Genomic DNA, 23,056 nt, shown 5'->3' on the forward strand with positions numbered 1-23,056 from the left:
ATCTGTTTCCTTTCCTAAGGGTCTATCACTGTGAAACGCGGCCTACTCGACCGTATTGACCGTTGCCGCCACGTTGCCGTCCGCCATGCGCACGCGAATGGCGTCGCCCGGCTTAAAGGTCTTGGCGCTCGTAGCCACACCGTCCTCGCTGTACGCGATGGAGTAACCGCGGGCAAGCACCTTGAGCGGCGACAAGGCATCGAGCGACGCAGCAGCTCGGCCCAGGTCGGACGCGGGCTTGCTGAGCATCGTGCGCCCCTGATGCTCCAGACGGGAGCTCGCAAGCGTGAGCGCATGGCGTTTGCCATCGAGCCCCGAGGTGCTTGCGATCAAGCGCTCGGGCAGACGCTCGAAGTTGGAGCGGAAGGCCCCAACCGAACGCGTTATGGCGCCGGACAGGCGATCGGCCGTCAGGGCAAGCTCAGACTCGCGACGCTCGACCATAAATGTGGGATCGTTGAGGCACGGGCGGCGTGCGGCCGCATCGAGCGCGTCGCCCAGACGAGCCGTATAGGTGTCCCAAGCGCGGCGACCACGCTGATCGAGCATTTCCAGATCGACCTGATCCGACCCAATCATCGATGCCATCGCGGCGCCCAGACGCTGATGGCGCGTCTCGAGCACGTCGGCCAACTCCGTCATAGCCGGCGCCACCGATTCTGCCGCCGCCGTGGGCGTGGAGGCGCGACGGTCGCTCACCATGTCGCAAATCGAGGTATCGGGCTCATGGCCAATGCCGGTCACCACGGGCACAGGACAAGCCGCCACCGCGCGGGCAAGCTCCTCGTCATTAAAGGTCATGAGGTCCTCGAAGGAGCCGCCGCCGCGCACCAGCAAAATACAGTCAGGCGCCGGCGTAATGGAAGCGGCGCGACGCAAACCCTCAATGAGCTCTGCCGGCGCACCCTCGCCTTGAACCTTGGCACCCACGCAAACGAGCTCGACGAGTGGGTTGCGACGACGCAATGTGCGCTTGACGTCATCGATTACGGCACCCGAAAGCGAGGTGACGACCGCCACGCGTGAACAGAACACCGGGATGCGGCGCTTGCGCGCTTCGTCCATCAGGCCCTCGCGGCTCAGCTTTTCGGCCAGTTGCGCCACTTGTTGACGCAGCAGACCCTCCCCCGCCAGCGAAAACGAGCGGGCGACAAAACTCATGCGGCCCGTGGGCTTATAGAGATTGAAGCTACCCTTAAAGCTCACCTGCATGCCGTCGCGCAGATCGAACGTGCGCTTGAGATAGGCGCCCTTCCAAATGATGCAGTCAACGGCGGCCGAATCGTCCTTAATCTGGAAGTAGCAGTGACCGCTTCGGGCATTGGGGCCACGAAAACCCGTGACCTCGCCCAAAACACTCAGCTGCGGAATAGCATCGAGTGCACCGGCGGCGATCTCCACCGCCTGGCTCACGCTGAGTTCCTTGCGCTCCCGATCGCCCGAGCCGTCAAACTCGGCGGAAACAGCATTGCCGGTTAGATTCCAGCCTGCCACGCAGCCTCCTTTCGTTATCGTGCACAAAGGCTCCAGCCCTGCGCAAATTCAAGTCCAACACATAGTACAGCGCCGCGGGGACACAAATCCCCGCGGCGCCTGTCAAGCCAATTTGTTATCGGTTGGAGTTTCTGTTGTAGCGAGCCATCAGGTAGAGCAGCTGAATGATCGAGGTGAGCGCTGCGGCAACATAGGTAAGCGCGGCTGCCGTCAGGACCTTCTTGGCACCGTTGACCTGCTTGGAGCTCATCCCCGACTGCTCGATGTACGCCACGGCGCGGCGGCTGGCATCAATCTCGACCGGCAGCGTAACCAGCTGGAACAACACACTAAACGAGAAGAAGATCAGCGCGAGGGTCGTGAGTCCCGCGATGTTCATGAACAGGCCCATGAGTAGCACGATGGTCCAGGTGTTCTGGGTAAAGTTGACGACCGGGACCAGGGCAGTGCGCACCTTCATCATGGCATAGCCGCTTTGGCGCTGGGCGGCGTGGCCCGCCTCGTGGCAAGCGACGGCAACGCTTGCGACCGATCCGCCCGAACGGTTGGCATCCGAGAGATACAGGTTGTTATCCTGCGGGTTGTAATGGTCGGTGAGCTCACCGGCGACGCCTTTGATACCCACGGCATTGCAACCGCTGGCGTCGAGCATGCGGCGCGCGACCGCAGCGCCCGTGTCGCCGTCCGAGCGAACCTTGGACCAGGTTTTATACGTCGAGTTGATATAGCTCTGCGCGGCAAGACCGAGCACCGTACAAACAAGGACGACCAGCAGGTACAGCGGGTCGATGCCAAAGCCGTAACCATAGTAATAGGGCATGCGAATTCCTCCGAATCGAGTTACACGTTGGAGGCATTCTACCCACTCGCCCAGCCAACGAGACAGCATCGATGTTTTGGCAATGTCAGCGAAAACGGCCGAGAGCGAGCAAGGTGACGTGAAAGAGAAGCGACGCGTACTTTGGTACGCGAGCGACGATTGAACGTCAGATTGCCGCTCTCGGCCGTTTGCAGCGTCGAGCTGTTACGCGGTTTGGTAAAACCGCGTAACTATATACCTACAGGAGCTCGATTTTGCCGTCCTTCACCGTCAACCCCATGTTGCCCGAGAGCAGATCGTCCAGGCGCGAGCCCACAAGCTCAAAGCGCCAACCTTCGCGCAAAGGGCTCTGCTCGGGATGCTCAATATAGTCGGCCAGGTCATCGCGCGAGGCAATGACCGAGGTCGCCACGCCCGAACGCTCGGCAACCAGGCGAATGAGCGCGTACATGAGATCCGTCACGCTCTCCAGCTCCGGAGAGATCTGGCGATGTCCGCGCACCATGAGCGGCAGGCGATCGTGCGGGCAGCTCGCGCCACGCTTGATGGCCATGAGCGCGCCGTCCACATCGCGCTCCCCCAGTTGATCGGTGCCGCGGATGCTGCGGAACTCCTCAACGCGCACAGGATTGCGCTTGACGAGCGCCAGCAGCGTATCGTCGGACATGACCCACTTGCGCGGGATGTTGCGGCGCTCGGCGCGGTCCTCGCGCCAGGCGGCAAGCTCGCGCGCAATGCCCAGCTGATGGCGGCTACACGAGTTGATGCGCTTGACCTTGCGGAATGCCTCATGCCGGTCGGCGCGGTAGTGCGACTCGTCTGCCAGCGGGCGCAACTCGTCGAGCACCCAGTCCACGCGGCCCAGCTCGCGCAGGCGGCTCATCATCTCGGTATAGGCGACGATCAGATACTTGACGTCATCGATCGCGTACTCAATCTGCTTATCGCTCAGCGGGCGGCGCGACCAATCGGTCAGCGACTCGGTCTTGGGCAGCGATACGCCGCAGAACGTCTGAACGAGGGCGCCGTAGGAAATCTGCTGGCGCTCACCCAAAAAGGCGGCGGCGACCTGCGTGTCAAAAATCGGTCGCGGCAGCGCGCCCACGGTGTGGAGCATGACCTCCATATCCTGCGAGCAGGCGTGGAAGACCTTGACCACGCTCTCGTCGGCCATAAGCTCGGCCAGCGGCGACAGGTCGTCGATCACCAAAGGATCGACCGCGACGCTCTCGGCGGGGGTGGCAATCTGAACCAGGCACAGGCGCGGATGAAACGTGCGCTCGCGCAAAAACTCGGTATCGACGGCAATCGCGTCGAACTCACGAGCGCGCTGACAAAAGTCGAGTAGAGCCTGATGTGTGGAAATGTACATATCAACCCATCGAATAAGGTTAGGCCCGAAAAACACGGGTAGGATATCGGCATTGCCCTACAACTATACTCGGTTAGTCACAGAACGGGAACGTAAGTATGCGCTGCCTTATCATCCACAACCCGGCATCGGGTCCCAGCTCCGATGAAATCTACGCATTCACGCACGCTCTTGCACAGGGCGGCGACGAGGTCGTAATGCGCTTTATCGGCGATGGCATGGAGCCCGAGGACGCGGTAGCAGACGTTCGTGAGTTCGACCGCGTAGTCGTTTCGGGCGGCGACGGCACCGTCTCCAACGTGCTCGACCAGATGCGCGGGTGCGGTGTCCCTACGCTCATCTTCCCCTCCGGCACAGCCTGCCTGTTCTTTAACAACATCGGTAATGCCCCCGAGGCGGCGGCGCTTGCCAAGGCTTGCCGCGCCGGCCGCACGGTCAAGGTGGACATGGGTGAGCTCTTTTGGATCGACGAGAACGGTAACGAGAAGCGCCACGGCTTTATCATCATCGCCGGCTCGGGCTTCGACGCCGAGATCATGATGAAGGCCGCCCCCACCAAAAACGACATTGGCGAGATCGCCTACTTCCTCTCCGCGCTCGCCACGCCCAACCCCACGGTGGCGCACTTTACCATTGAACACGACGGCATGGTCGAGGAGCTCGACGGCATCTGCTGCATGGCGGGCAATACCTCAGTCATCCAAAACGACATCAACCTGTTCCCCAACTGCCGCATGAACGACGGCATGGTCGACATCGTCGTTATTGAACCCGTGCGCACGGTGCAGCTGCTCCCCACGGTGATCACCGCCGCGCTCGACCCCGCCGGCAAGGTGCTCGGCCGCCCGCAGTTTAAGATTATCCAGACCAAGGAAGCCAAGATTACCTGCACGCCGTCGCTGGGCATGCAGTTCGATGGCGAGATCATCTCCAGCAACTCCGGTGTCTTTGGCGCCCGCGCGCTTCCGCAATGCCTCGACCTCATCGTCGACGAATTCTCTCCACTCGGAAAATAGGAGGACCCCGTGAACGACAACCCTATCATTGGCTTTATCGTCATCGTTCTGGCCATGCTCGTGGGCTACGCGATTAACGTAATCCACCGCCGGAAGAAGTAATTCCACATTGGTATGATATTCATCCAATCATCGTCTCCCCCGTTGTTTATGCATTTGCCAAACAGTGGGGGATTGTCTTCGCGCCCTGTGCAAGGCGCTTTATTCAGGTACAGTAATTACAGGGTGCCTTTATTTAAGTAAAGCTACATAATGAATACGATTTACCGCTCATCGCATATTTCACCACGCTTATCGAATAAGTTTATTTCACACATGATTAATATTTCCATTTCGTTATGCTATGGAAGATGTTTTTATTGACTGAAGCCCTCTGGCGACAGAGGGCTTTCGCACGCTGGGAGGGAAAATGAGGAAAGCTCACCCCGTCAACGCGCTCAAGAAGCTAGGCATAGGCCTCGCCTTTGGAGCTGCAACCATCATGTCCATGCCGACATCTGCGCTCGCCTGCACGCAGATGTACATGGGCAAAAACCTTACGGCCGACGGCAACACATATTATGGTCGCGCCGAGGACTTTGCCCCGCGTTACCTCAAGCACTTTGGCATTGAGCCGTCGCATGCCCCCGGGTATACCTACGGCTCAGACGAGTCCGACTTCTCATACAGGTCGACCAAGACTACATATCGTTATAGCTACGTGCGCGATCATCCTTCGCAGTGGCACGGGCGCTATGATGCCTACTCTGAGGCAGGCATCAACGAGAAGGGCGTGTCCTGCTCCGCAACGCTGACCACCAACATGAACGATAAAGCCGCCAAGGCAGACCCCCTGACCGACACTGGCATTGGCGAGTATAGCTACGGCAGCGTTATCTTAGGCGAAAGTGCCAAAGCACGTGAGGGTGTCGAGCTCCTCGGCAAGATCATCGACGAGCAGGGCGCCAACGGCAACGATCAGATTATCATCGCCGACAGCAACGAGACTTGGCTGTTTGCCGCACTTTCCGGGCATCAGTGGATTGCCATGAAGCTCGCTGATGACGTCGCGTCGCTCAACCCTAATATCGGGAGCCTCAACTACGATGTCGACCTTAATGACGCCGAGAACTGCCTCCACTCCGAGGGCATCCAGACCATGCCCGAGGAAAATGACTTCGCCGAGTACACCGACGGCAAGTTTGACGTTGCCAAGACCTATGGCGAAAGCCTCGCCGATTCCGGCATTCATCAGTGGACTCGCTATGTCCAGGGCCGAGACTACTTCATGAACCCGCTAATCAAGGACAAGGACTACACCATCGTTAAAGACAAGAACGGTACCGGCGCATCCGTCAGCGAGATCCAGCCCTTGTTCTTCAAACCTGGCAAGTCTGGCTGGAGCACCTTTGAGCTGATTCGTGCCTTTGGCAACCGCGGCGAAAATGTCCCCGGCCTCAACGCCACCACCGACGGTGTCTACGCCATCGGCAGCGAAAACAACAGTGAGACCAATCTCTTCCAGATTCGTCGTGGCCTCGATCCCGAGATCGCAACCATCCAGTGGGAGATGCTCTCTCGTGCCGCCTACTCCGTCGCTATTCCTCTGTACTCTGCACTGCTCACCGAGGTCACCCCCTACTTCAGCAATCAGGATGTCTCCTACGATCACTGCGAAGAGACGGACATCGTGAACAACGAGGAGCCCGAGAACTCCATCAACTACGTCCTCATGGACATCAGCTCGCTCTGCTTTGAGAACCCTGACACTCTTGGCACCGGCGTCCGCGCCTACCTCGACGCACTCCAGAACGAGCTCATCGAGCAGAACAAGGAAGTCGACGCCGCCATGCTGGCCGAGACTACCCATGAGGGCCGCACCGCCCTGGCAAACAAGGCCGGCAACGCTGCCGCCGAGAACACCTACGTCAAGTGCAAGGCCCTGCTCCAGGAGATGCGCGCTTATCTGAAGGCTAGCGACTTTAGCAAGCCCTTTACCCCGAGCGACCTGAACACCGAGACCCGTGGCCTTAAGCAGTCCATCACCTACGCCAAGGATGCCCTCGCCACCGAGGCCCCCGAGAAGCCCGAGCAGCCCGGCACCCCCGAGCAGCCCGAGCAGCCTTCTACCCCCGAGCAGCCTTCTACCCCCGAGCAGCCTTCTACCCCCGAGCAGCCTTCTACCCCCGAGCAGCCTTCTACCCCCGAGGAGCCGACCAAGCCGAGCACCTCTACCACGGTGACCACCAACAAGAAGAACACCAAGGGCAACCTGCCCACCACCGGTGACCGTTTTGATGGCCGCGTGGTTGCCGCGTTCGCCGCTGCTGGCGTCGTCGTCATCTCCGCTGGCGGCTATGCCCTCTATCGCCGCAACAAGGAGTAACACTCCTCGCAGGAAGTAACACTTCCCAGGGCGCGGGCGGGACAGCACAAGCTGCCCCGCCCGCTCTTCTTAACAGGAGGAAACGCCGCGAAATTCTTTTCAAAAAAGATTCCCCCGCACACACTTCGCTGTGCTATAGTGCAGCGCAACAGCAACTGGGCGCGACCGCGCCATGGCATCACGAAAGGAGCCACCAACATGAAGAACACGATGACGTCTCTCAACAACTGGTGGTGGCGTGATGCGAATACGATCGGTCGACGGTGAGTCCCTCATGCCTGTTTTTGCGCTCTAGGTGATTGGAAGGCCTCCGGTTTCGACCGGGGGCCTTTTTCTATCTCGAGCCCGATCGCATTCGCATCACGCGCCTCCGCTTTTCTCTTATACTCCCCTTTCTGAAAGGACCTTCACCATGTCTCAGAACACCACCGCCGGCGCCCAGCCCCGCACCGTCCAGACCGCCGACCGCGGCAAACTCGATGTTCGCGCCCTTGTCCTGCTCGCCATCCTGCTTGCCGCCGGCTTCATCCTCAACTTTACCGTCGGCAAGGCAATCTCGGGTATCTCCGGCGGCATGATTAGCCCCGAGTTCATCATCTCGGCCTTCTGCCTCACCATCCTGGTCGTTCGTCCCAACATTGGTCAAGCACTCGTCATCGGTCTCATCTCGGCGGCCGTAATCCAGATCACCACTACCTCGCCGTTTGTCGATTTTGCCGCCGAGGGCATCGCCGCCATGCTTATGGCCGTCATTGTCAACACTGCCGCCAAGGATGGCCAAGTTAAGCCTGCCGTCGCCATCGTCGCTACGTTCATGACCACCTTTGTCTCGGGCGTCATCTTCATGGTCATCAAGATGGCCATGCTCGGCGTAGTGGGCGAACTCGCCGCAGCCATGCTGCCCGTCGTCGCCATGACCGCTGTGTTCAACGCCATTCTGGTCGGCGCGCTCTATCTGCCCATCCAGAAGGCCCTTAGGCTTAACTAACCCGCTCGGCTTTACGAGCCACCCCATCTTGGCGTTCATTCGTCGCTCGCGTACCCAAAGTACGCTTCGCTCCTCTTTCGCGCCAACCTGGGGCACCTCGTAAAGCCGTCTCCGTGCTTCACCAGCAAAGACTGTCCCAGACAACGAGCTTTTGGGGACGTCCTTAAACGACTAGTCATGTAAGAACGTCCCCAATGACTATGAAAGGTATCCATGGAAACGATCATCAACGTCGACGATGTCTCGTTCTCCTATGGCACGCAGACCGAGCAGGCGCTTAGCCACGTTTCGCTCAGCGTGAACAAGGAAGATTTCATCGGCATCATCGGGCCTTCGGGTGCCGGCAAATCAACACTTACCGCCTGCCTGTCGGGCGCCGTGCCCCACCACTACAGCGGAACCTTCTTTGGCTCCGTGTTCGTTGACGGGCACGACACCTGCGAGGTCTCGCTCACCGACATATCGCAGATCGTCGGCAGCGTGCTGCAAGACATCGACACGCAGATGGTCGCTTCGGTCGTTGAGGACGAAATGCTCTTTGGCCTGGAGAACTTTGGCGTTCCGCATGACCAGATCGAGCAGCGCGTGAGCGAGACGCTTAAGGCCGTCGGCATTAGCGACCTGCGCGACCGCGAGATAGCCACGCTTTCGGGCGGCCAAAAACAAAAGGTGGCCATCGCCGCCATCCTCGCCATGCGTCCGCGTGTGCTCGTGCTCGACGAGCCAACCGCGGCACTCGATCCCGCCAGCTCCACGCTAGTTTTCGAAACGCTGCGCGAGGCAAACCGTAACCTCGGCATCACCATCGTCGTCGTTGAGCAAAAGGTCGCCCTGCTTTCGGAGTACTGCAACCGCGTGCTCGTGCTCGATCACGGCCAGATCGCGCTGCAAGGCGAGCCACATGAGGTCTTTGCGCACACCGACAAGCTCCGCGCCATCGGTGTCGATTGCCCGCGCGTCACACGCATCTTCAACAGCCTCGAGGCCGATGGCCTGGCCAGCGGCACTCCCTGTTTGGATGTTGATGAGGCCGAGCGCCTGATTACGGGCATCGTCGACCCCGACCGCGCGACAAGCGACGCCCAGGCGCCCACAGGCTCCCCGCACGCACCGTCGCTGCGCCCGCATGCGAAAGAAGCCGAGCCGGTGCTCACGTTTGACCACGTTGAGTTTTCCTACCCCCATGGTGGCGCCGCCGTCCACGACCTCAACCTGACGCTCTATCCCGGCGAGCTCGTGGGCATTGTCGGCCAAAACGGAGCCGGCAAGACCACGCTCACCAAGCTGCTCACGGGTCTGCTTAGGCCTGCATCGGGCAGCGTGCGCGTTACGGGCTTGGACACGGCATCGGTTCCCACGAGCCGCATCGCCCGCGAAGTCGCAACCCTCTTCCAAAACCCCGACCGCCAGATTTGCAAGGACACCGTGCTCGACGAGGTCGCCTTTGGCCTGGAGCTTGCCGGCATCGACCGCGCCGAGGCGCTGCGTCGCGCCCAGCTCGTCATCGACCGCTTTGGCCTGCCGGCCGACGAGGCGCCCTTCTCGCTCTCGCGCGGTCAGCGCCAGATGGTGGCACTCGCCTCCGTCGTGGTCGTAGAGCCCAAAATCGTAGTGCTCGACGAGCCCACGAGCGGCCTTGACTACCGCGAGTGCATGACCGTCATGGAAACGGTGCGCACCATGGCCGAGCGCGGCTGCGCCGTTATCCTGGTCTGCCACGACATGGAAGTCGTCTCGGACTTTGCCGAGCGCATCGTGGTGATGGCCGACGGTCGTATCCTCGATCACGGCCGCGCGCACGAGCTGTTCTCGAACATCGAGCTCATGCAGCGTGCCTATGTTGAACCGCCCCAGGTTATTGAACTCTCACGCCGTCTGGCATCTTCCGTCTCGCCCGCCTTTGCACAGGTGAGCGAGGTCACCGATATCGTTCGCATTACCGAGGAGATGGTCCGCCGTGGTTAATGTCATCGACTATATGCCGGGCGACACGCTGCTGCATCGTCTGAATCCCGTCATCAAACTGGGCCTCGCCGCTGCCATCATCATCGGCATCTTTTTGTCCGACACCTACGTGGCGCTGCTGGGGTTTCTGGCGCTCACGCTCGCGCTGGGAGCCTACGCCGGCGTCGTCGACCGCCTGTTCTCGCTGCTCAAGCTGCTGATTCCGCTCGCACTCATCATGTTAGCGCTGCAGCTGGCCTTTATGCGCGATGGCAACGTGGTGTGGGGCTTCGTCACCGACGAAGGCCTCATCACCGGCTCGAAGGCCTGTCTGCGCCTGTTGGGCGTAGCGCCGCCACTCATCCTGATGCTCATGGTGACCAAGCTCAACGACCTTGCCAATGCCTGCGTGGAGGTGCTGCACGTGCCGTATCGCTACGCCTTTACCTTTACCACGGCGCTGCGCTTTGTGCCGGTGTTTGGCCAAGAGATGAACGCCATCATGGAGGCACAGACCGCACGCGGCGTCGAGTACGACACCAAGAATCCCATCAAGAAACTCAAGCTCATGCTGCCGTTGTGCGTGCCGCTATTGATCTCGAGCGTGGGCAAGACCGATGCCACCGCGCTTGCCGCCGAGCAGCGCGGCTTCTACCTGCGCACGCGTGCGAGCTCGTACAAGCGCTACCCCATCAAAGGCTTGGACATTGCCGTACTTATTGTCAGCATCGCCCTTATCGCCATCGGCTTCCTGTTCTAGCAATCGCTGGCAGCAACCGCAAAATGCAAAAGGCCTCGGCTCGCACAAACGAGCCGAGGCCTTTACTGTTTTCCCAGATAAAACCTACCAAAATAAACCTGTCCCTTTTTGGCAGGTCGAGAGCTACAGGCGGTAGGGGGCGCCGCTGCGGATGATGGACTCGCGTACCAAAACGTCCATGGCGTCGAGGGTGATCTCGGGCATCTCGCGATACTTTTGCAGCACCGAAAGCTCCGTGCAGGCCAGAATGACGCGGTCGCAGCCGCTGCGGGCAAACTCCCACATCACTCGGTCAAACTTATCCATATCGGGCTCGCGTCCTGCCTTCACATCGTCGTAAATAAGCGACATCACATCGGCCTGGCGCTTCTCGCTGGGATAAACGACTTCGACGCCCGCCGCCTCGCACTCGCGACCGTAGACGCCGGCACCCACGGTGCCATCGGTACCCATGATGCCGATCTTGCGCACCGGCTCGGCCGGCATGCTCAAGTTGGGGTCGAACTCACACTCCCCCATCACCACGCCGGCAAGCGCATAGCGCACCGACTCGCGCGGCATATGGATGATGGGGACCGAGGTAAACGACTGAATCTGATCGTAGAAGTAGTGCGACGTGTTGCAGGGAATGGCAATGTGCGCGCAGCCCAGCGTCTCGAGCGCCTGCGCGCATTCCTTCATGGTCGCCAGCAGCTCGGTATGGTCGCCGGTCTTAATGGCCAGCGTGCGGTCGGGCATGGTCGACTTAGAGAGCACCACCATGTCGATATGTTCCTGATCGCGGGCGGCTGCCGTGTGACGCACCACCTGGTCGTAGTAATACGACGTGGCCTCGGCGCCCATACCGCCGATAACTCCCAGCTTTTCCATCGCCGCCTCCTTGGTGACGCTCGCAGCATTGCGCGTATCATACCCGCGCCCGTCCGATACAAACCGGGCGGGCGCGACGTTCATCCTATTTGTAATACGTCTTAAACAGCTTAAAGTGACGCAGCTTGGTGTGCCACATGCGCAGCCAGCGGTTAAAGACAAAGTCGCCCTTCATAAACGAGGGGTCGGCGGCCTTACCCTCCTTGACCAGGCGATGCGCCTTAGCGCGCAGCTCGGGATCCTTGACGTATTTATCGACCACGCCCATGGGGACAACCATCCACAGCGCCTCGTTCTGCGCCGTCACAAACTCGGGCTCAAACGGGCGGTTGTACACATACTCGTCCACTACGTACTTGGCAACGTTAAAGCCACTGTTGGTGACGTAGTAGTTACTGCGGCCCTGGCGAGTGTTGAAGTCGAAGAACTTGAAGGAACCGTCGCGCTTGTCGTATTTGACGTCAAAGTTGGAGAAGCCCGTAAACTTGAGGTCCTCGAGCAACTTGCGCACGCCGCCCATGAGCTCGTCATTGGGCTCGGTGATGATGCAGGCGTGGTTGCCAACGCCGTGAGGCTGGTGCTCCTCGAGCAGCACGTGGCCCAGGCACATCATGCGCACCTTGCCGTTGCGGTCGGAATAGCTGGTAAGCACGCGCATGTACTCGTCGTTGCCGGGCACGCGATCCTGCAGGATCAGATCATCGGTGTAGCCACTCGCATATACATCGCGAATGACCTGCTCCAGCTCGGCGCGATCGGCGATCTCGTAGGCCTTCTTCTGGCCCTCGAACTCGTGCTCCCACCACATGATGCCGTCGGAAGGCTTCAGGATCATCGGGAAGGGAAAATCGATCTGGTCGAGCACCTCGGCAGGAGCCTCGTCCTGGGCGTTGAGCATGGCCATGGTAAAGGTAAACGTATGCGGATAGGGAACACCGTGCTTCTCGCACAGCTCGTAGAAGATTTCCTTCTTCTGGCACTGTTCGAGCATGCTGTAGGGCGCATAGGGCGCGATGACGTTTGAGGCGAGCTCGCCGGCGTCCTGAGCCTGTGCGGCAAGCGCGACATAGTTGTCGCCGCAGCCCATGAGAATAATCTTCTTATCGGGATTGGCCTGCGCGACACCGTTAATGGTCTCGATCATGACCGGCATGGTGTCGATATCCACATTGGGCGTGTAGTCGATAATCTGGCTGCGATACGCAGGACCGGTCTGGTACTTGCCAAAGACCAGGCTCTTGACCTGATACTCCTCGTAAAAGGCGCGCGCCACCGAATAGGCGTTGATGTCGCCGCCGAGCAGCACGGGGATAAACTCGCGCTCTGTAAACTGCAATGCCATGGAAACTTCCTATCTAGAACTGCCCACGACGGGCGGTCTTTATGCAACCTGTTTATTTTAGCGTGCCGGACCGTTTCCTCCTAAAGCTCCACTGTATCTATGACAATCAACGCAATTATCCAGCATGAAGGCCGCACTCACCGCCGTATGACAAACGGCAATGAACCCACCGTTGTTGTAGGGTTCAGCATATTGATACCCCCGAGTGAAAGGCGCACGCGTGCTCCAGGACCTTCCAACCGATAACCCCATCCTCGATGCCGCAAAACGCGAGTTGGCGCAGCGCGCAAGCGACTGCTCCTCTGCGCACCGCAAACGACGCTTACGACGATGCCGCCTACATCGCCTCCATCGATACATCGGCGCACAAAGGCACGCGCAAGACGCCCGTCGCCGGCGGACACGATACCGCCATCGAGCAGTTTGGCCTCGTCTCCGATGCCCACGCCGGGGACAACATCAGGGTAATCAAACTCGGCGACGGCACCTGTTCGTTCACCCCCGCCCAGGCGCTCAACGAAGTAGGGCAAGCTCGCCGCAATGGGACCTTATAGCCACAAACCCCCAACGTTGAGATAGCTTTCACAGTCCAAAGCCCGTGCCAAGCAGGCCCGCGTAACGTTAAAGTTGAACTCTATGGTTTCTCAACAATTCGATATAACTGCAGGTCAAAGCCAAAGTCTCAAGTTCAACTTGACCCTTTAAAACCTTTAAGGTTCAAGTTGAGGTCGAAAGCAGTAGTAGAATACCTGAGGAACAATAACCTACGATTGATTGCAGAGGGACTGGATGCAGCATTCGAATCATCGCACCGCAGCGCTCATCGCGTCGAAGCCGGCTCGTATCATCACGAGCACCGCGCTCGCCGTTGCGTTGACGGCCACGCCGATGCTCTCCCCCGTCGCGGCGTATGCCGCCTCGCAGGCAACGCAGGATCAGCTTGCCGCCGCCCAGCAGAAGATCGAAGCCGCCACGAGCGCCTACAACGATGCCCGCACCAAGCTCGGCGATCTGCAGAAGCAGATTGACGCCAACGAGGCAAGTATCGAAAAGATCGAGGCGAAGCTTCCCGATCAGCAGGAAAAGGCATGCACCGCCATGCGCGATCTGTACAAGTACCAGAAGGGCACCAACCCCATCGTGAGCTTCCTGGTCAACGCACAGAGCCTGGGTGAGTTCATCACGACCTGCAAATACACCAACCAGATCACAAGCTCGAGCGTCGACGAGATCGAAGAGCTCAATAACATGCAAACCGAACTCGAGCAGAACAAGGTCGAGCTCCAGCAGGCCAAGTCTCAGCTTGAGGCAGAGCAGAAAAACGCCGAGGATGCGCTGGCGCAGGCCCAGCAGCTCCGCAGCGAGGCACAGGCAAAAGCCGAGCAGGAAAATGCCGCCGAGCTTGCCAAGCTTGAGGCCGATAAGGCCGCTGCCGCCGAGAAGCTCTCGGGCGAGGGCGTGAGCGGCAGCAATTCCAGCAGCCAAGCCACCAACGCCAACACCACCATCGACACCACGGTGAACAACGCCAACACCGGTAGTTCCGATTACGATTCGTTCATTAATGAGTGGACGAGCCGCATCGACAATTACCTCGCCGGCTCCCCTATGGCAGGCCAGGGCTATAACTTTGCCGTCGCCGCTTGGAATACCGGTGTCGACCCCCGTTGGTCCCCCGCCATCGCCTGCATCGAGAGCACCAAGGGTGCTTATTGCGCCAATTCTTACAACGCCTGGGGCTGGAGTGCACGTGGCGGCGGTTGGCGCAGCTTTGGCAGCTGGAGCGAGGGCATCTTCGCTCACGTTGCCTATCTGGGCGCCAACTACGGCTCCACCCTTACCCCGGCTGCGGCCAAAAAGTACTGCCCACCCACGTGGCAGGACTGGTACAACAAAGTCGCCGCTCAGATGAACCGCATCTAAGTGCAACTGCAAAGGGCCCCAATGGGGCCCTTTTCTTTTAGGTAGCGGAGGTATCGACGACGCCGGTCGCATTGGCAGCCGCGACTATGACGATCATGCATAGGAGCAGCACACCCAATGCCTTGAGCCAGAGTTTCGCGAGCTTCTTGCCGCGATAGCTGTCGAGCAGTGCGAATCGCCGACGAAGACGGCGCTTATCGAGCAGCGCAAAATGCGTAAGCGCCATAAGGCCATCGACAAAGAAAAAATACTCGATTATGAGAAGCCACGTCGGGTAGCTTTGGTTTGCTCCCGTGGGTTGAAAGGCGGCAAAGTGACTTCCGGCAAAGAACACAAGCAGCGAGAAGCAGACGAGCGTATTCCAAATGCGCCCCAGGGACTCCGGAACGCGAGAGAGCAGACCGCATGCAGCGGAGGTGGCAGGCCTAGGAAGCCTTGCGGGGTTCTGGAGCCCTTGGGGCGTCAACAACGTCTCCGAGGCCGGAGTACGGACAGGCGCAGGCGCAGGAGGCCGCACGGGGCGACTCAGATCGTATGCCGCGCGCGTCGCCCGTCCCAACGCTTCCGCACTCGCAAAACGCTTGGCCGGGTCGAGCGCCATCGCCATGCAAACGATATCGGCAAGTGGAGTGGGAATGCCGCGCACCTCGCATTGCTCGCGCATGTCGAGCCCTGGTTTAGGGTCGACTCCCGTCAAGCAGAAGAACAACAGGGCGCCAAGTGCGTAGACGTCGCTTCGCACGCTCGTCTGCCCAAACCCATACTGCTCGGGCGGCGCATAGGGCCGTGTCCCAAACTTGACAGTATCGGCATCGGCGCCATCGCGCCACACGCGCGCGATCCCCAAGTCGATAATCACCAGCGATGAAAACGTCAGGCCGTCATCAGGCGTATAGTTGGCACCTGTCACGATGATATTCGACGGCTTGAGGTCGCGATGGATCACCGGCGCCGAAGCCTCCCCCGCCATTGCAAAACCGGCATGGAGCTCGCCCACGGCGTCGCAAAGGACAGGATACAATTCACGCGCATAATCGGGAGCGGCTCCCAGACGGTCCACCAGTGCCCCGAGTGTCTCCCCTTCGATGTATTCCATAACCACGTTGAGCTCGTCGCCCGCACGACGACAATCGACGATTCTGGGCAGGTGCTCAAAACGCCCGCCTGCCCGCTGAGCGGCAAACAGACGCTCGTATGCCCCGCCGATTTGAGCCGAAGCATCGATACGTTTACGGACAAAGGGACCGAGCGAACCACCGCCGGTTCCTTCAAAGTACACGAGCTCGGTTGTTTCAACGGACGAGCGCTTAAGTACACGCTCCACGCGATAGCTGTCGTCGCGATCGAGCGACGCCAGGTGCTCGGCAAGCGCTGCGGTCAGCTCGTCATTGGAATATGTTGGGGCCTGAGTATCCATAGCCTCCATCATAGCGCAGGGCGCAGACACCCCATGGCATCCGCGCCCCGTTCGTTTGCATCGTTGTTCGACAGCTCCGCCGGCTCAGATATCAGCGGCTAATTCACCGTCTCCTCGCCAAAGCGATACAGCTCCTCGTTGACCTTTTGGAGGCTGCACCCGCGATCGATGCAAAAGATGATAATCGCATCGCGGCGGTCCTTGCAGTTAAGGACGCTTACCCCGGCAGCCGTCAGCGCACGGTTGGTCTCTTTGAGCGTCAGCGCCATCGCAAAGGCAATCTGCAGCACCTTATTGCGACTCGGATGACGCGCACCGGTAAAGATCTGATAGCCAAAGGTCTCATTGAGATCGGCCATACGAACCACGCGCGAGCGCTCCAAGCCCTTTTCCTGCAGTAGCTGCTTCAGGTAATCCGAAAGCGACGGGGCGGCAAAGTCGTGCTCCCTGATATAGCCATCGATGTTCGGCGCATCGAGAAGCTCATTGAGCAACTCCTCGGTCAGTTTTTTATCGGGCATACGACTTCACCTCCCATCCGGCGCAACGGTAGCGACATGCTAGGCCAGCACCCAGCTTGCAGTGGCAGACTTATCAAACATGTTGGCAAAATACAGTGCCTTCTTGATATCGCCATCAAAGTAGATATTGCCCGCCACGGAGCCACCGGCGGAAAGGGTACCAGACTGCAGCTCATCGGAGCCCTCGCTGTAGTAACCCTGATTCTGTTGGGCGCCGTTGGCGTCCTCGCCCTTCCAGTCGTAGACATTGTAATCTGCGCCCTCATCGCCATTGTTGACGTACGTGACGTGAATGCCCGTCATGGTCGAACCGTCATAATTTGTAAGGCCGGGCTGGACGGAATCGACAACGACGGAAAGACCGGCAGCCGTGGTCACCGTCGTGCCAACCGCCAGGTCAGTCGTAGGCTGCTCTTCCTTCTTCGCCTCTTCCTTCTTGTCGCCATCGCCAGCGTCCTCGGTGACGGTCGCCTTATCGCTACCACAACCGGCAAGAAGACCGGCAGTCCCCAAGGCGACGGTGGCGAATGCGCCAAGTGCAGCGCGACGGCTCAGCAGCACTTCGTTTTCGAGCTTTTTCATTATGCATCCTTCCTACGATCCGGCTACCGCGCCGGTACACAGCACATCGTAGGAAGGATTAAACTTGAATTCATTAGCTGAGAGCTAATGACGTAGGAGGCCGGTTGGTCCGAAAGGGCGAATAAATGCGCAGGTAGAAGGTATCGTTTCTTTTGACCTCCTTTCAGCGGATTGCCACCTGGTACGAATCCGGTACGAATCGTTCTTGGAGTTGCTCTGAGGTACTTTCAGGGGCGTTTTCCACGCGCTCACGAGGTGAGCTTACGAGGGTGAGTCGGCGCCCGCCGTTGATGACGCGGGGCTCGACTTGGACGATCGGAGTGACGGGGGGGCGGCCTCGACGGGTTCGGAGAAGAGGTCGCTCACGACGTCTGCCGCCGCACGCTTGGCCTCCATGTTCACGTGGGTGTAGATCTCCATCGTGATCTCGCTCGAGGCGTGGCCGGCCAGCTCCTGCATCACCTTGGGGTGCACCCCCCTCAGGGCGAGCGTGGAGAGGTAGGAGTGGCGAAGCTCGTGGAACGCCCAGCCATTGAGGCCGAGCGTCTCGCGGGCGCGCAGCCACCATGCCTCGAGCACGTTTGGGCTGAGCCTGCCCATGGTCGTGCTGATAACGACCGGGGTGCTCTCGCTCTGCTCCAGGCGTTTTCCGGGCTTCTCGCCGTTCTTCTTCGCCAGCCTCTCCTGCTCCGCCGCGTACTCGTCAATGCGGGCCTTCTGCGCCTCCTTGTGCATGACGAGGGCGTCTCGGACGGAGTCGGGCATGGGGAGGCGCCGCACGCCGGCCTTCGTCTTGGGGTCCTTGAGGTTCCCGAAGCAGTCGTAGGACTTGTGGATCGATATGACCTGGCTCTCGAGGTCGACGTCGCGCCACGAGAGGCCGCAGACCTCCCCGCGACGCATCCCGGTGCTGACCGCGAGGAAGTACGCGATGTCGGCCTCCCGGGTGAAGTCGAGCTGCGCCATGAACTCCCGGATGGCCTCCGGCTTGAGGGCGCGGCGGGGCTGGGTGTCCCCGCGCGGCGTGTCCATCTCGGTGCAGGGGTTCTTGGCGACGACCCCGTCCTTCACTAGGTCGTCGAACAGCAGCTTGAGCGTCTTGTGGATCTGGTTGAGATAGGTGCCGCTGGCGGGCTTGCCGGAGAGGGTGTCGCCGGAGCGCATGGCGGCGTACATCTTCTCGAGCGTCTCTCGCGTGACCTTCGAGGCGTCGGCGTAGCCGATGTGACGGTTGATTGCCTTGAAGAATCGCTCGTAGGTCACGTTGGTGTTCTCGGTGAACTCGCCGGACGCACGGCGCCTCGTCATGAAGTCCTCTGCGCACTCCTTGATGGTCGTGCCCGACCTCTTGTGCACCTCGTCGTTCTCGATCTCCTTGATGAACTCGCGAAGGGCCTTCTTCGCCTCGGTGTAGGTACCGTTGAAGCGCCTTGTGCGAGTCTTGTACTTTCCCGTGCGGGGGTCGAGGCCCACGGGGACGCGGAGCTGCCACTTGCGGCACTTGCTCTTGGGCTTGTCCTTCTCCATCTGGATGATGGAGCCCTCACCGGTGACCTTGGCCATGCTACTCACCGTCCCCGACTACGACGTAGGGCGGGCGGTAGTGCCACTCGAGGTCGCGGGCGAGCTCGCGCTGCCAGGGCTCGTCGAGGCGCAGGGCCTCGCCGGGCGCGGCGACGAGGGCGACGACGGGGACCTCGTTTCCGGCGTCGTCCGTGATGGAGTAGGACACGACGCGAAGGTTCTTCTCGCTCTTGGTCATGGCGCTCACCGCCTGCCCTGGGAGCGCGCGGCGCGCTCGCCGAGCTCCACGTAGGAGAGGTAGCTGTCCACGAGGGCGCGGCCCTCGGGGCTGAGGGCGTCGTAGCGGGGCTGGATGCCCTCGGGCTCGGGCGCGTCGATGTCCTCGCGGCCGATGACGAGGTCGATGGAGCAGCCCAGCTTGTCGGCTATCTGCCATGCCGCCGGCAGCGGGATGCCGCAGTCGGCGCCGTCTCCAGCGCGCTCGTAGCGCGCGTAGGTTGAGCCGGGGATGCCGAGCGCCTCGGCGAACTCCTTCGCAGAGCGGAAGCCCGCCTGGCGGCGGAGCCTCTGGAGTGTTCTTTTGCCGCTTATGGGCCTGTAGGGGGTTTGGGCGGGATTGATGGATGACATATACTTGTCACCGTCCCTTCTGGATTTGCCTCTGGACCGGACGCCGGGCCCGTGGGAGTGCCAGCTCCCACGGGCCCACCTGTTTTCCTTCTACGCCTTGGCGCCACCTCCCCTCTGTCCCATGCCGGAGTCGAACTCGACCGCCACACGGGCGTCGACGGTACTCCACAGCACGCGCGTGCCCTCGTGGTCGAACTCGCCGTGGGTGCGGTCGTACGCCTCCATAATCTTGTCGATGGTCTGGTTGTCGATGAGCTCCTGAGCCTTGATGGGGAACTTGCCGCGCTTCTTGGCGGCCTGCTTCTGGAGGAAGGACTCGAAGGCCGAGCGGGCCTCCTCAGCGCTCTCGAACGCGACGAGCTCGCCGAAGGCGGCGCCCTCGCCCATCTCGGCGAGCATCTGGCGCTCGTACTGGTAGCAGAGCGCGTCCCAGGGGCGCTCTTCCTCCCTGCGCTTCCGCTCACGGATCTTGGCGTCCTTCATGAGCATGAACTCGCGCATCTCGTCCGCGAGCGCGCGGGCCTCGGGCGTGAGGCCGTCGTACTCCAGCTGCACCTCGCCGCGCGCGGTGCCCGGCGCCGGGGTCTCGCGGCCGACGATTGCGTCGATGGTGGTGCCCAGGATGTCCGCGAGCTGCCAGGCCCGCTCCATGGGGATCTTGTCGGGGTTGGACTCGTAGCGCGCGTAGGTCGACGAGGGGATCTCGTGCGCCTCGGCGAAGTCGTTGGCGTTCTTGTAGCCCGCTGCCTTGCGGAGCTCTTGGAGGTTGCTCGCCATGGCGTCCACCTTTCTCGAATGTGTTCGTCCTGTGGAGGGAGACTGCAGGCGCCCTCCGTTGACTTGTTACGCTTCGCAACAGATTCTATCACTCACTGACAAGCCATTCAATGCTCAAGAGCTATCTTACCTCAAATCTTGCAAAGAATCTCATTCTTTGACATTTCCTGTGATATTCTACGGCTGCACGGCGACGGAAGGTGCCACTTCGTGACAGTCGGTTCGCCGGCGTGCGGTCCAAAGGCAAATCGGATGAGAGGGAGCGAGAGATGAGTTTCGAGGAGCTGCCGTACTTCATGACCCCCAAGCAGCTCGCCGACGTGACCGGCGAGCACGAGGGATCCATCACCTGCGGCATACGCGAGGGGCAGATCCCCGCCGACAAGGTGAACGGTCGCTGGCGGATCTGCCGCGACGTGATCTTCAAGAACGCGAAGAAGGGGGCCTCGGATGACGGAGAGGGCCGCGAGTAGCCCACGCGGGGCGGGCTCCCTCGCCGACGCGCTGGCACGCGTCCCTGCGGAGCTCAAGGCCGAGGCACGCTGGGTGTGCTGGCGGCGCGAGGAGCGGAACGGCGGGGCGACGAAGCTGCCCGCGGACGCCCGTACCGGACGCATGGCCAAGAGCACCGACCCTGCGACCTGGGCGACCTTCGAGGATGCGGTGGCGGCCGTGGGCCGCTGGCGCTGCGACGGCGTGGGGTTCGTGTTCGGGCCGGACCGCGCCTTCACGGGGCTCGACCTCGACCACGTGATTTCGGATGGCGCCCTCGACCCGGCGTACCGCTGGGTGGTGGACGAGGTGGGCACCTACACGGAGGTCTCGCCCTCCGGCGACGGCCTGCACCTGATCTTCCGGGGCTCGAAGCCCGACTGGGCTCAGCGCTCGAGGAAGGGGCAGCCCGGCGGGCGCGTGGTGGAGATGTACGACCACGACCGCTACTTCATGGTGACGGGGGACGTCTTCGAGGGTCGCGGTGCGCTGGGCTCCAACCCCGAGGTCGTCGAGAGGGCGTACCGCACCTGGATCGAGCCGGGGCGGGCCGCCGCGCAGCCGACGCTCTCGGAGGCGCCCACGGCCGGCGCGGACATGGACGACGAGGCGCTGCTCGAGCGCATGTACGCCTCCCGCAGAGGCGACGCGATCCGCGCCCTCATGGCCGGCGACTGCTCGGCGCAGGGCGGCGACTGATCGGCGGCGGACATGGCGCTGTGCTCGCACCTCGCGTTCTGGTGCGCGGGCGACGCCGCCCGCATGGCATGGACCGGATCTTCCGGCGCTCCGGCCTCATGCGCGACAAGTGGGACAGCCGCCGGGGCGACACTACCTACGGGGCGCAGACGATCGAGAGGGCCATAGAGGGCTGCACGGAGTTCTACCGGCCGAGGGCCGCACGTCCTTCTCGCCATATGCGTCCTTCTCGCGCCAATGACAAGAACATGTGTTCGACCGCTGCGCCGGACACGGACGGAGGAGGCTCTTCGGACGAAGAGGCGCCGGACTTCGAGACGGCGCCGTCTGTGGAGGGATGGTTCGTCGACACTCGCGGGCGGCTGTGGGCGCGCGGACGCGACGGGGAGCTTTCGCGCTCGGTGACGTCGACGGCGCCCTGGGTGGCGGCCGACCTCGTGGACGTGGACATCGGCGACGTGCGCGCCCTCGTGCGCGTGACGGTGCCCGGCGGCGTGCGCGAGCGGGCGCTCGACCGCGAGGTGCTGCTCAACCAGAACAAGGTGATCGGCGCGCTCGCGCCCCTCGGGGCCAACGTGTCGTCGGCCAACGCCAAGGACGTCGTGCTCTACCTGACCGACGTGGAGCGCCGCTGCGGATGGGCGCGGCCGCGCGCGAGGAGCGTCGTGCACCTGGGGTGGGCGGACGGCCCGCTCTCCGCCTTCATGCCCTACGACCTGGGCGCGGGCGGCGTGCGCTTCGACCCCAGCCCGGACGAGGCGGTGAAGGCACGCCCCTTCATGGAGCCGGCGGGCACGCTCGCGGCGTGGGTGGAGGGCGTGGCGCCGGCGCGGGCCGCCTCCATGGCGTTCCGCTGCGTGCTGGCGGCGAGCTTCGCGTCGCCCCTGGTGTCTCTCCTGGGCGCGCAGACCTTCATCGTCTACCTCTGGGGGCGCTCGCGCTCCGGCAAGACGCCGACCCTCAAGGCCGTGTTAGCGCTAATCTAAAATTGACCACTTTCGCAAACGCATCTCGCCGAATGCGCTAACGCGCTTTCGCCGACCCCGCTAACGCACTTTCACCAACTGCGCTAACGGAACTATGCTCCGATCGGGTATCCGACCCGGGAGGAGCGGGATATGGAGCGAAACGTAATGGGAGAGCTGAACGTCTACAGGGGGTCCGGCGCGAAGCCGAACTTCAGCGAGATCGCGAGGAGGCACGGCATGGACCGGCACACGGTCGCCAAGTACTGGCGGGAGGGCGAGTCCGCCGCCGACGGCAGGTCCGCGAGGGGCAGCGCCTTCGACCCGCTCGAGGAGGTGATCCGCTCGAAGGCCCAGCTGCCCGGGATGACCAAGATGGCCGTCTACGCGTTCCTGCGCGAGGGCCGCGGGGAGGGGCTGCCCGGGTACGGCGCCTTCACCGCCTGGTGCCGGGCCCGCGACGTGCCCTTCGGGGGCGCGGGCGGCCGCGAGCCGCACCCGCGGTTCGAGACGCCCCCGGGCAGGCAGCTGCAGTTCGACTGGAAGGAGGGCATG

The 23,056-nt window shown here is 61.5% G+C and carries 22 protein-coding genes and 2 pseudogenes; 12 read left to right on the forward strand and 12 right to left on the reverse strand.

Going from position 1 to position 23,056, the window contains the following annotated elements; genetic code table 11:
• Positions 1 to 42 precede the first annotated feature (42 nt).
• From xseA to rnd, 3 genes are all read right to left on the reverse strand, one after another.
• Positions 43 to 1,494, reverse strand: coding sequence for an exodeoxyribonuclease VII large subunit (gene xseA, locus ACTQV4_RS09060; protein WP_441569680.1), 1,452 nt, complete (start codon positions 1,492 to 1,494; stop codon positions 43 to 45).
• Between the two features lie 115 nt (positions 1,495 to 1,609).
• Positions 1,610 to 2,314: a zinc metallopeptidase gene (locus tag ACTQV4_RS09065; RefSeq protein ID WP_427727878.1), complete on the reverse strand. Its 705-nt coding sequence runs from the start codon at positions 2,312 to 2,314 to the stop codon at positions 1,610 to 1,612.
• A 238-nt stretch (positions 2,315 to 2,552) separates the two neighbouring features.
• The gene (gene rnd / locus ACTQV4_RS09070; RefSeq protein WP_154517283.1) at positions 2,553 to 3,686 is read right to left on the reverse strand and encodes a ribonuclease D; all 1,134 of its coding nucleotides are present in this window, start codon (positions 3,684 to 3,686) and stop codon (positions 2,553 to 2,555) included.
• A gap of 98 nt (positions 3,687 to 3,784) precedes the next feature.
• On the opposite strand from rnd, the gene ACTQV4_RS09075 reads away from it, so the two are divergent.
• From ACTQV4_RS09075 to ACTQV4_RS09095, 5 genes are all read left to right on the forward strand, one after another.
• Complete coding sequence (locus ACTQV4_RS09075) at positions 3,785 to 4,702, forward strand: diacylglycerol/lipid kinase family protein (protein ID WP_427727874.1); 918 nt, start codon at positions 3,785 to 3,787, stop codon at positions 4,700 to 4,702.
• A gap of 409 nt (positions 4,703 to 5,111) precedes the next feature.
• Positions 5,112 to 7,067 carry a C69 family dipeptidase gene (locus tag ACTQV4_RS09080; protein WP_441569681.1) on the forward strand — a complete coding sequence of 652 codons (1,956 nt, stop codon included), beginning with the start codon at positions 5,112 to 5,114 and terminating at the stop codon, positions 7,065 to 7,067.
• 412 nt (positions 7,068 to 7,479) lie between these two features.
• On the forward strand, positions 7,480 to 8,055 hold the full coding sequence (locus ACTQV4_RS09085; protein ID WP_441569682.1) for a hypothetical protein: 576 nt from the start codon (positions 7,480 to 7,482) through the stop codon (positions 8,053 to 8,055).
• Between the two features lie 213 nt (positions 8,056 to 8,268).
• On the forward strand, positions 8,269 to 10,020 hold the full coding sequence (locus ACTQV4_RS09090; protein WP_441569683.1) for an ABC transporter ATP-binding protein: 1,752 nt from the start codon (positions 8,269 to 8,271) through the stop codon (positions 10,018 to 10,020).
• Positions 10,013 to 10,759: an energy-coupling factor transporter transmembrane component T family protein gene (locus ACTQV4_RS09095; protein WP_441569684.1), complete on the forward strand. Its 747-nt coding sequence runs from the start codon at positions 10,013 to 10,015 to the stop codon at positions 10,757 to 10,759. Before ACTQV4_RS09090 ends, ACTQV4_RS09095 begins: the two co-directional genes overlap by 8 nt.
• Before the next feature lie 123 nt (positions 10,760 to 10,882).
• Here ACTQV4_RS09095 and ACTQV4_RS09100 read toward each other — a convergent pair whose 3' ends face one another.
• Positions 10,883 to 11,629 carry an aspartate/glutamate racemase family protein gene (locus ACTQV4_RS09100; protein WP_229770678.1) on the reverse strand — a complete coding sequence of 249 codons (747 nt, stop codon included), beginning with the start codon at positions 11,627 to 11,629 and terminating at the stop codon, positions 10,883 to 10,885.
• 85 nt (positions 11,630 to 11,714) lie between these two features.
• Entirely contained in the window at positions 11,715 to 12,971 is a 1,257-nt protein-coding gene (locus tag ACTQV4_RS09105; RefSeq protein ID WP_441569685.1) for a carboxylate--amine ligase, read from the reverse strand.
• A 257-nt stretch (positions 12,972 to 13,228) separates the two neighbouring features.
• Between ACTQV4_RS09105 and ACTQV4_RS09110 the strand changes: the two genes are divergently transcribed.
• Positions 13,229 to 13,525, forward strand: coding sequence for a hypothetical protein (locus tag ACTQV4_RS09110; RefSeq protein WP_441569686.1), 297 nt, complete (start codon positions 13,229 to 13,231; stop codon positions 13,523 to 13,525).
• 235 nt (positions 13,526 to 13,760) lie between these two features.
• The gene (locus ACTQV4_RS09115; RefSeq protein ID WP_441569687.1) at positions 13,761 to 14,894 is read left to right on the forward strand and encodes a coiled-coil domain-containing protein; all 1,134 of its coding nucleotides are present in this window, start codon (positions 13,761 to 13,763) and stop codon (positions 14,892 to 14,894) included.
• Positions 14,895 to 14,931: 37 nt separating this feature from the next.
• On the opposite strand, the gene ACTQV4_RS09120 is transcribed toward ACTQV4_RS09115, so the two are convergent.
• From ACTQV4_RS09120 to ACTQV4_RS09150, 7 genes are all read right to left on the reverse strand, one after another.
• The gene (locus tag ACTQV4_RS09120) at positions 14,932 to 16,311 is read right to left on the reverse strand and encodes a serine/threonine protein kinase (protein ID WP_441569688.1); all 1,380 of its coding nucleotides are present in this window, start codon (positions 16,309 to 16,311) and stop codon (positions 14,932 to 14,934) included.
• Positions 16,312 to 16,409: 98 nt separating this feature from the next.
• A complete protein-coding gene (locus tag ACTQV4_RS09125; RefSeq protein ID WP_154517313.1) occupies positions 16,410 to 16,832 on the reverse strand; it encodes an XRE family transcriptional regulator in 423 nt (140 codons plus the stop codon).
• 39 nt (positions 16,833 to 16,871) lie between these two features.
• On the reverse strand, positions 16,872 to 17,414 hold the full coding sequence (locus ACTQV4_RS09130) for a DUF4352 domain-containing protein (RefSeq protein ID WP_427795827.1): 543 nt from the start codon (positions 17,412 to 17,414) through the stop codon (positions 16,872 to 16,874).
• Positions 17,415 to 17,675: 261 nt separating this feature from the next.
• On the reverse strand, positions 17,676 to 18,977 hold the full coding sequence (locus tag ACTQV4_RS09135) for a tyrosine-type recombinase/integrase (RefSeq protein ID WP_441569689.1): 1,302 nt from the start codon (positions 18,975 to 18,977) through the stop codon (positions 17,676 to 17,678).
• Between the two features lies 1 nt (position 18,978).
• Positions 18,979 to 19,176 carry a hypothetical protein gene (locus tag ACTQV4_RS09140; RefSeq protein WP_441569690.1) on the reverse strand — a complete coding sequence of 66 codons (198 nt, stop codon included), beginning with the start codon at positions 19,174 to 19,176 and terminating at the stop codon, positions 18,979 to 18,981.
• Between the two features lie 5 nt (positions 19,177 to 19,181).
• Positions 19,182 to 19,568 (reverse strand): helix-turn-helix domain-containing protein, encoded by a 387-nt coding sequence (locus tag ACTQV4_RS09145; protein ID WP_441069035.1) that lies wholly within the window; start codon positions 19,566 to 19,568, stop codon positions 19,182 to 19,184.
• Positions 19,569 to 19,658: 90 nt separating this feature from the next.
• Positions 19,659 to 20,345 carry a helix-turn-helix domain-containing protein gene (locus ACTQV4_RS09150; RefSeq protein ID WP_441569691.1) on the reverse strand — a complete coding sequence of 229 codons (687 nt, stop codon included), beginning with the start codon at positions 20,343 to 20,345 and terminating at the stop codon, positions 19,659 to 19,661.
• Positions 20,346 to 20,614: 269 nt separating this feature from the next.
• Between ACTQV4_RS09150 and ACTQV4_RS09155 the strand changes: the two genes are divergently transcribed.
• The 5 genes and pseudogenes from ACTQV4_RS09155 to ACTQV4_RS09175 form a co-directional block, all read left to right on the forward strand.
• Positions 20,615 to 20,818 carry a helix-turn-helix domain-containing protein gene (locus ACTQV4_RS09155; protein WP_441569692.1) on the forward strand — a complete coding sequence of 68 codons (204 nt, stop codon included), beginning with the start codon at positions 20,615 to 20,617 and terminating at the stop codon, positions 20,816 to 20,818.
• Positions 20,819 to 20,960: 142 nt separating this feature from the next.
• Complete coding sequence (locus ACTQV4_RS09160; RefSeq protein WP_441569693.1) at positions 20,961 to 21,536, forward strand: hypothetical protein; 576 nt, start codon at positions 20,961 to 20,963, stop codon at positions 21,534 to 21,536.
• Positions 21,537 to 21,593 (forward strand): annotated as a pseudogene (locus ACTQV4_RS09165) (phage NrS-1 polymerase family protein); the annotation flags it as partial.
• An 11-nt stretch (positions 21,594 to 21,604) separates the two neighbouring features.
• Positions 21,605 to 22,522, forward strand: a complete 918-nt coding sequence (locus tag ACTQV4_RS09170) for a phage NrS-1 polymerase family protein (protein WP_441569694.1) — start codon at positions 21,605 to 21,607, stop codon at positions 22,520 to 22,522.
• A gap of 132 nt (positions 22,523 to 22,654) precedes the next feature.
• Positions 22,655 to 23,056, forward strand: a pseudogene (locus ACTQV4_RS09175) (IS21 family transposase); the annotation flags it as partial.

Origin of the sequence: Collinsella sp. LCP19S3_B11, assembly GCF_052121915.1 — a bacterium.
GTDB lineage: Bacteria > Actinomycetota > Coriobacteriia > Coriobacteriales > Coriobacteriaceae > Collinsella.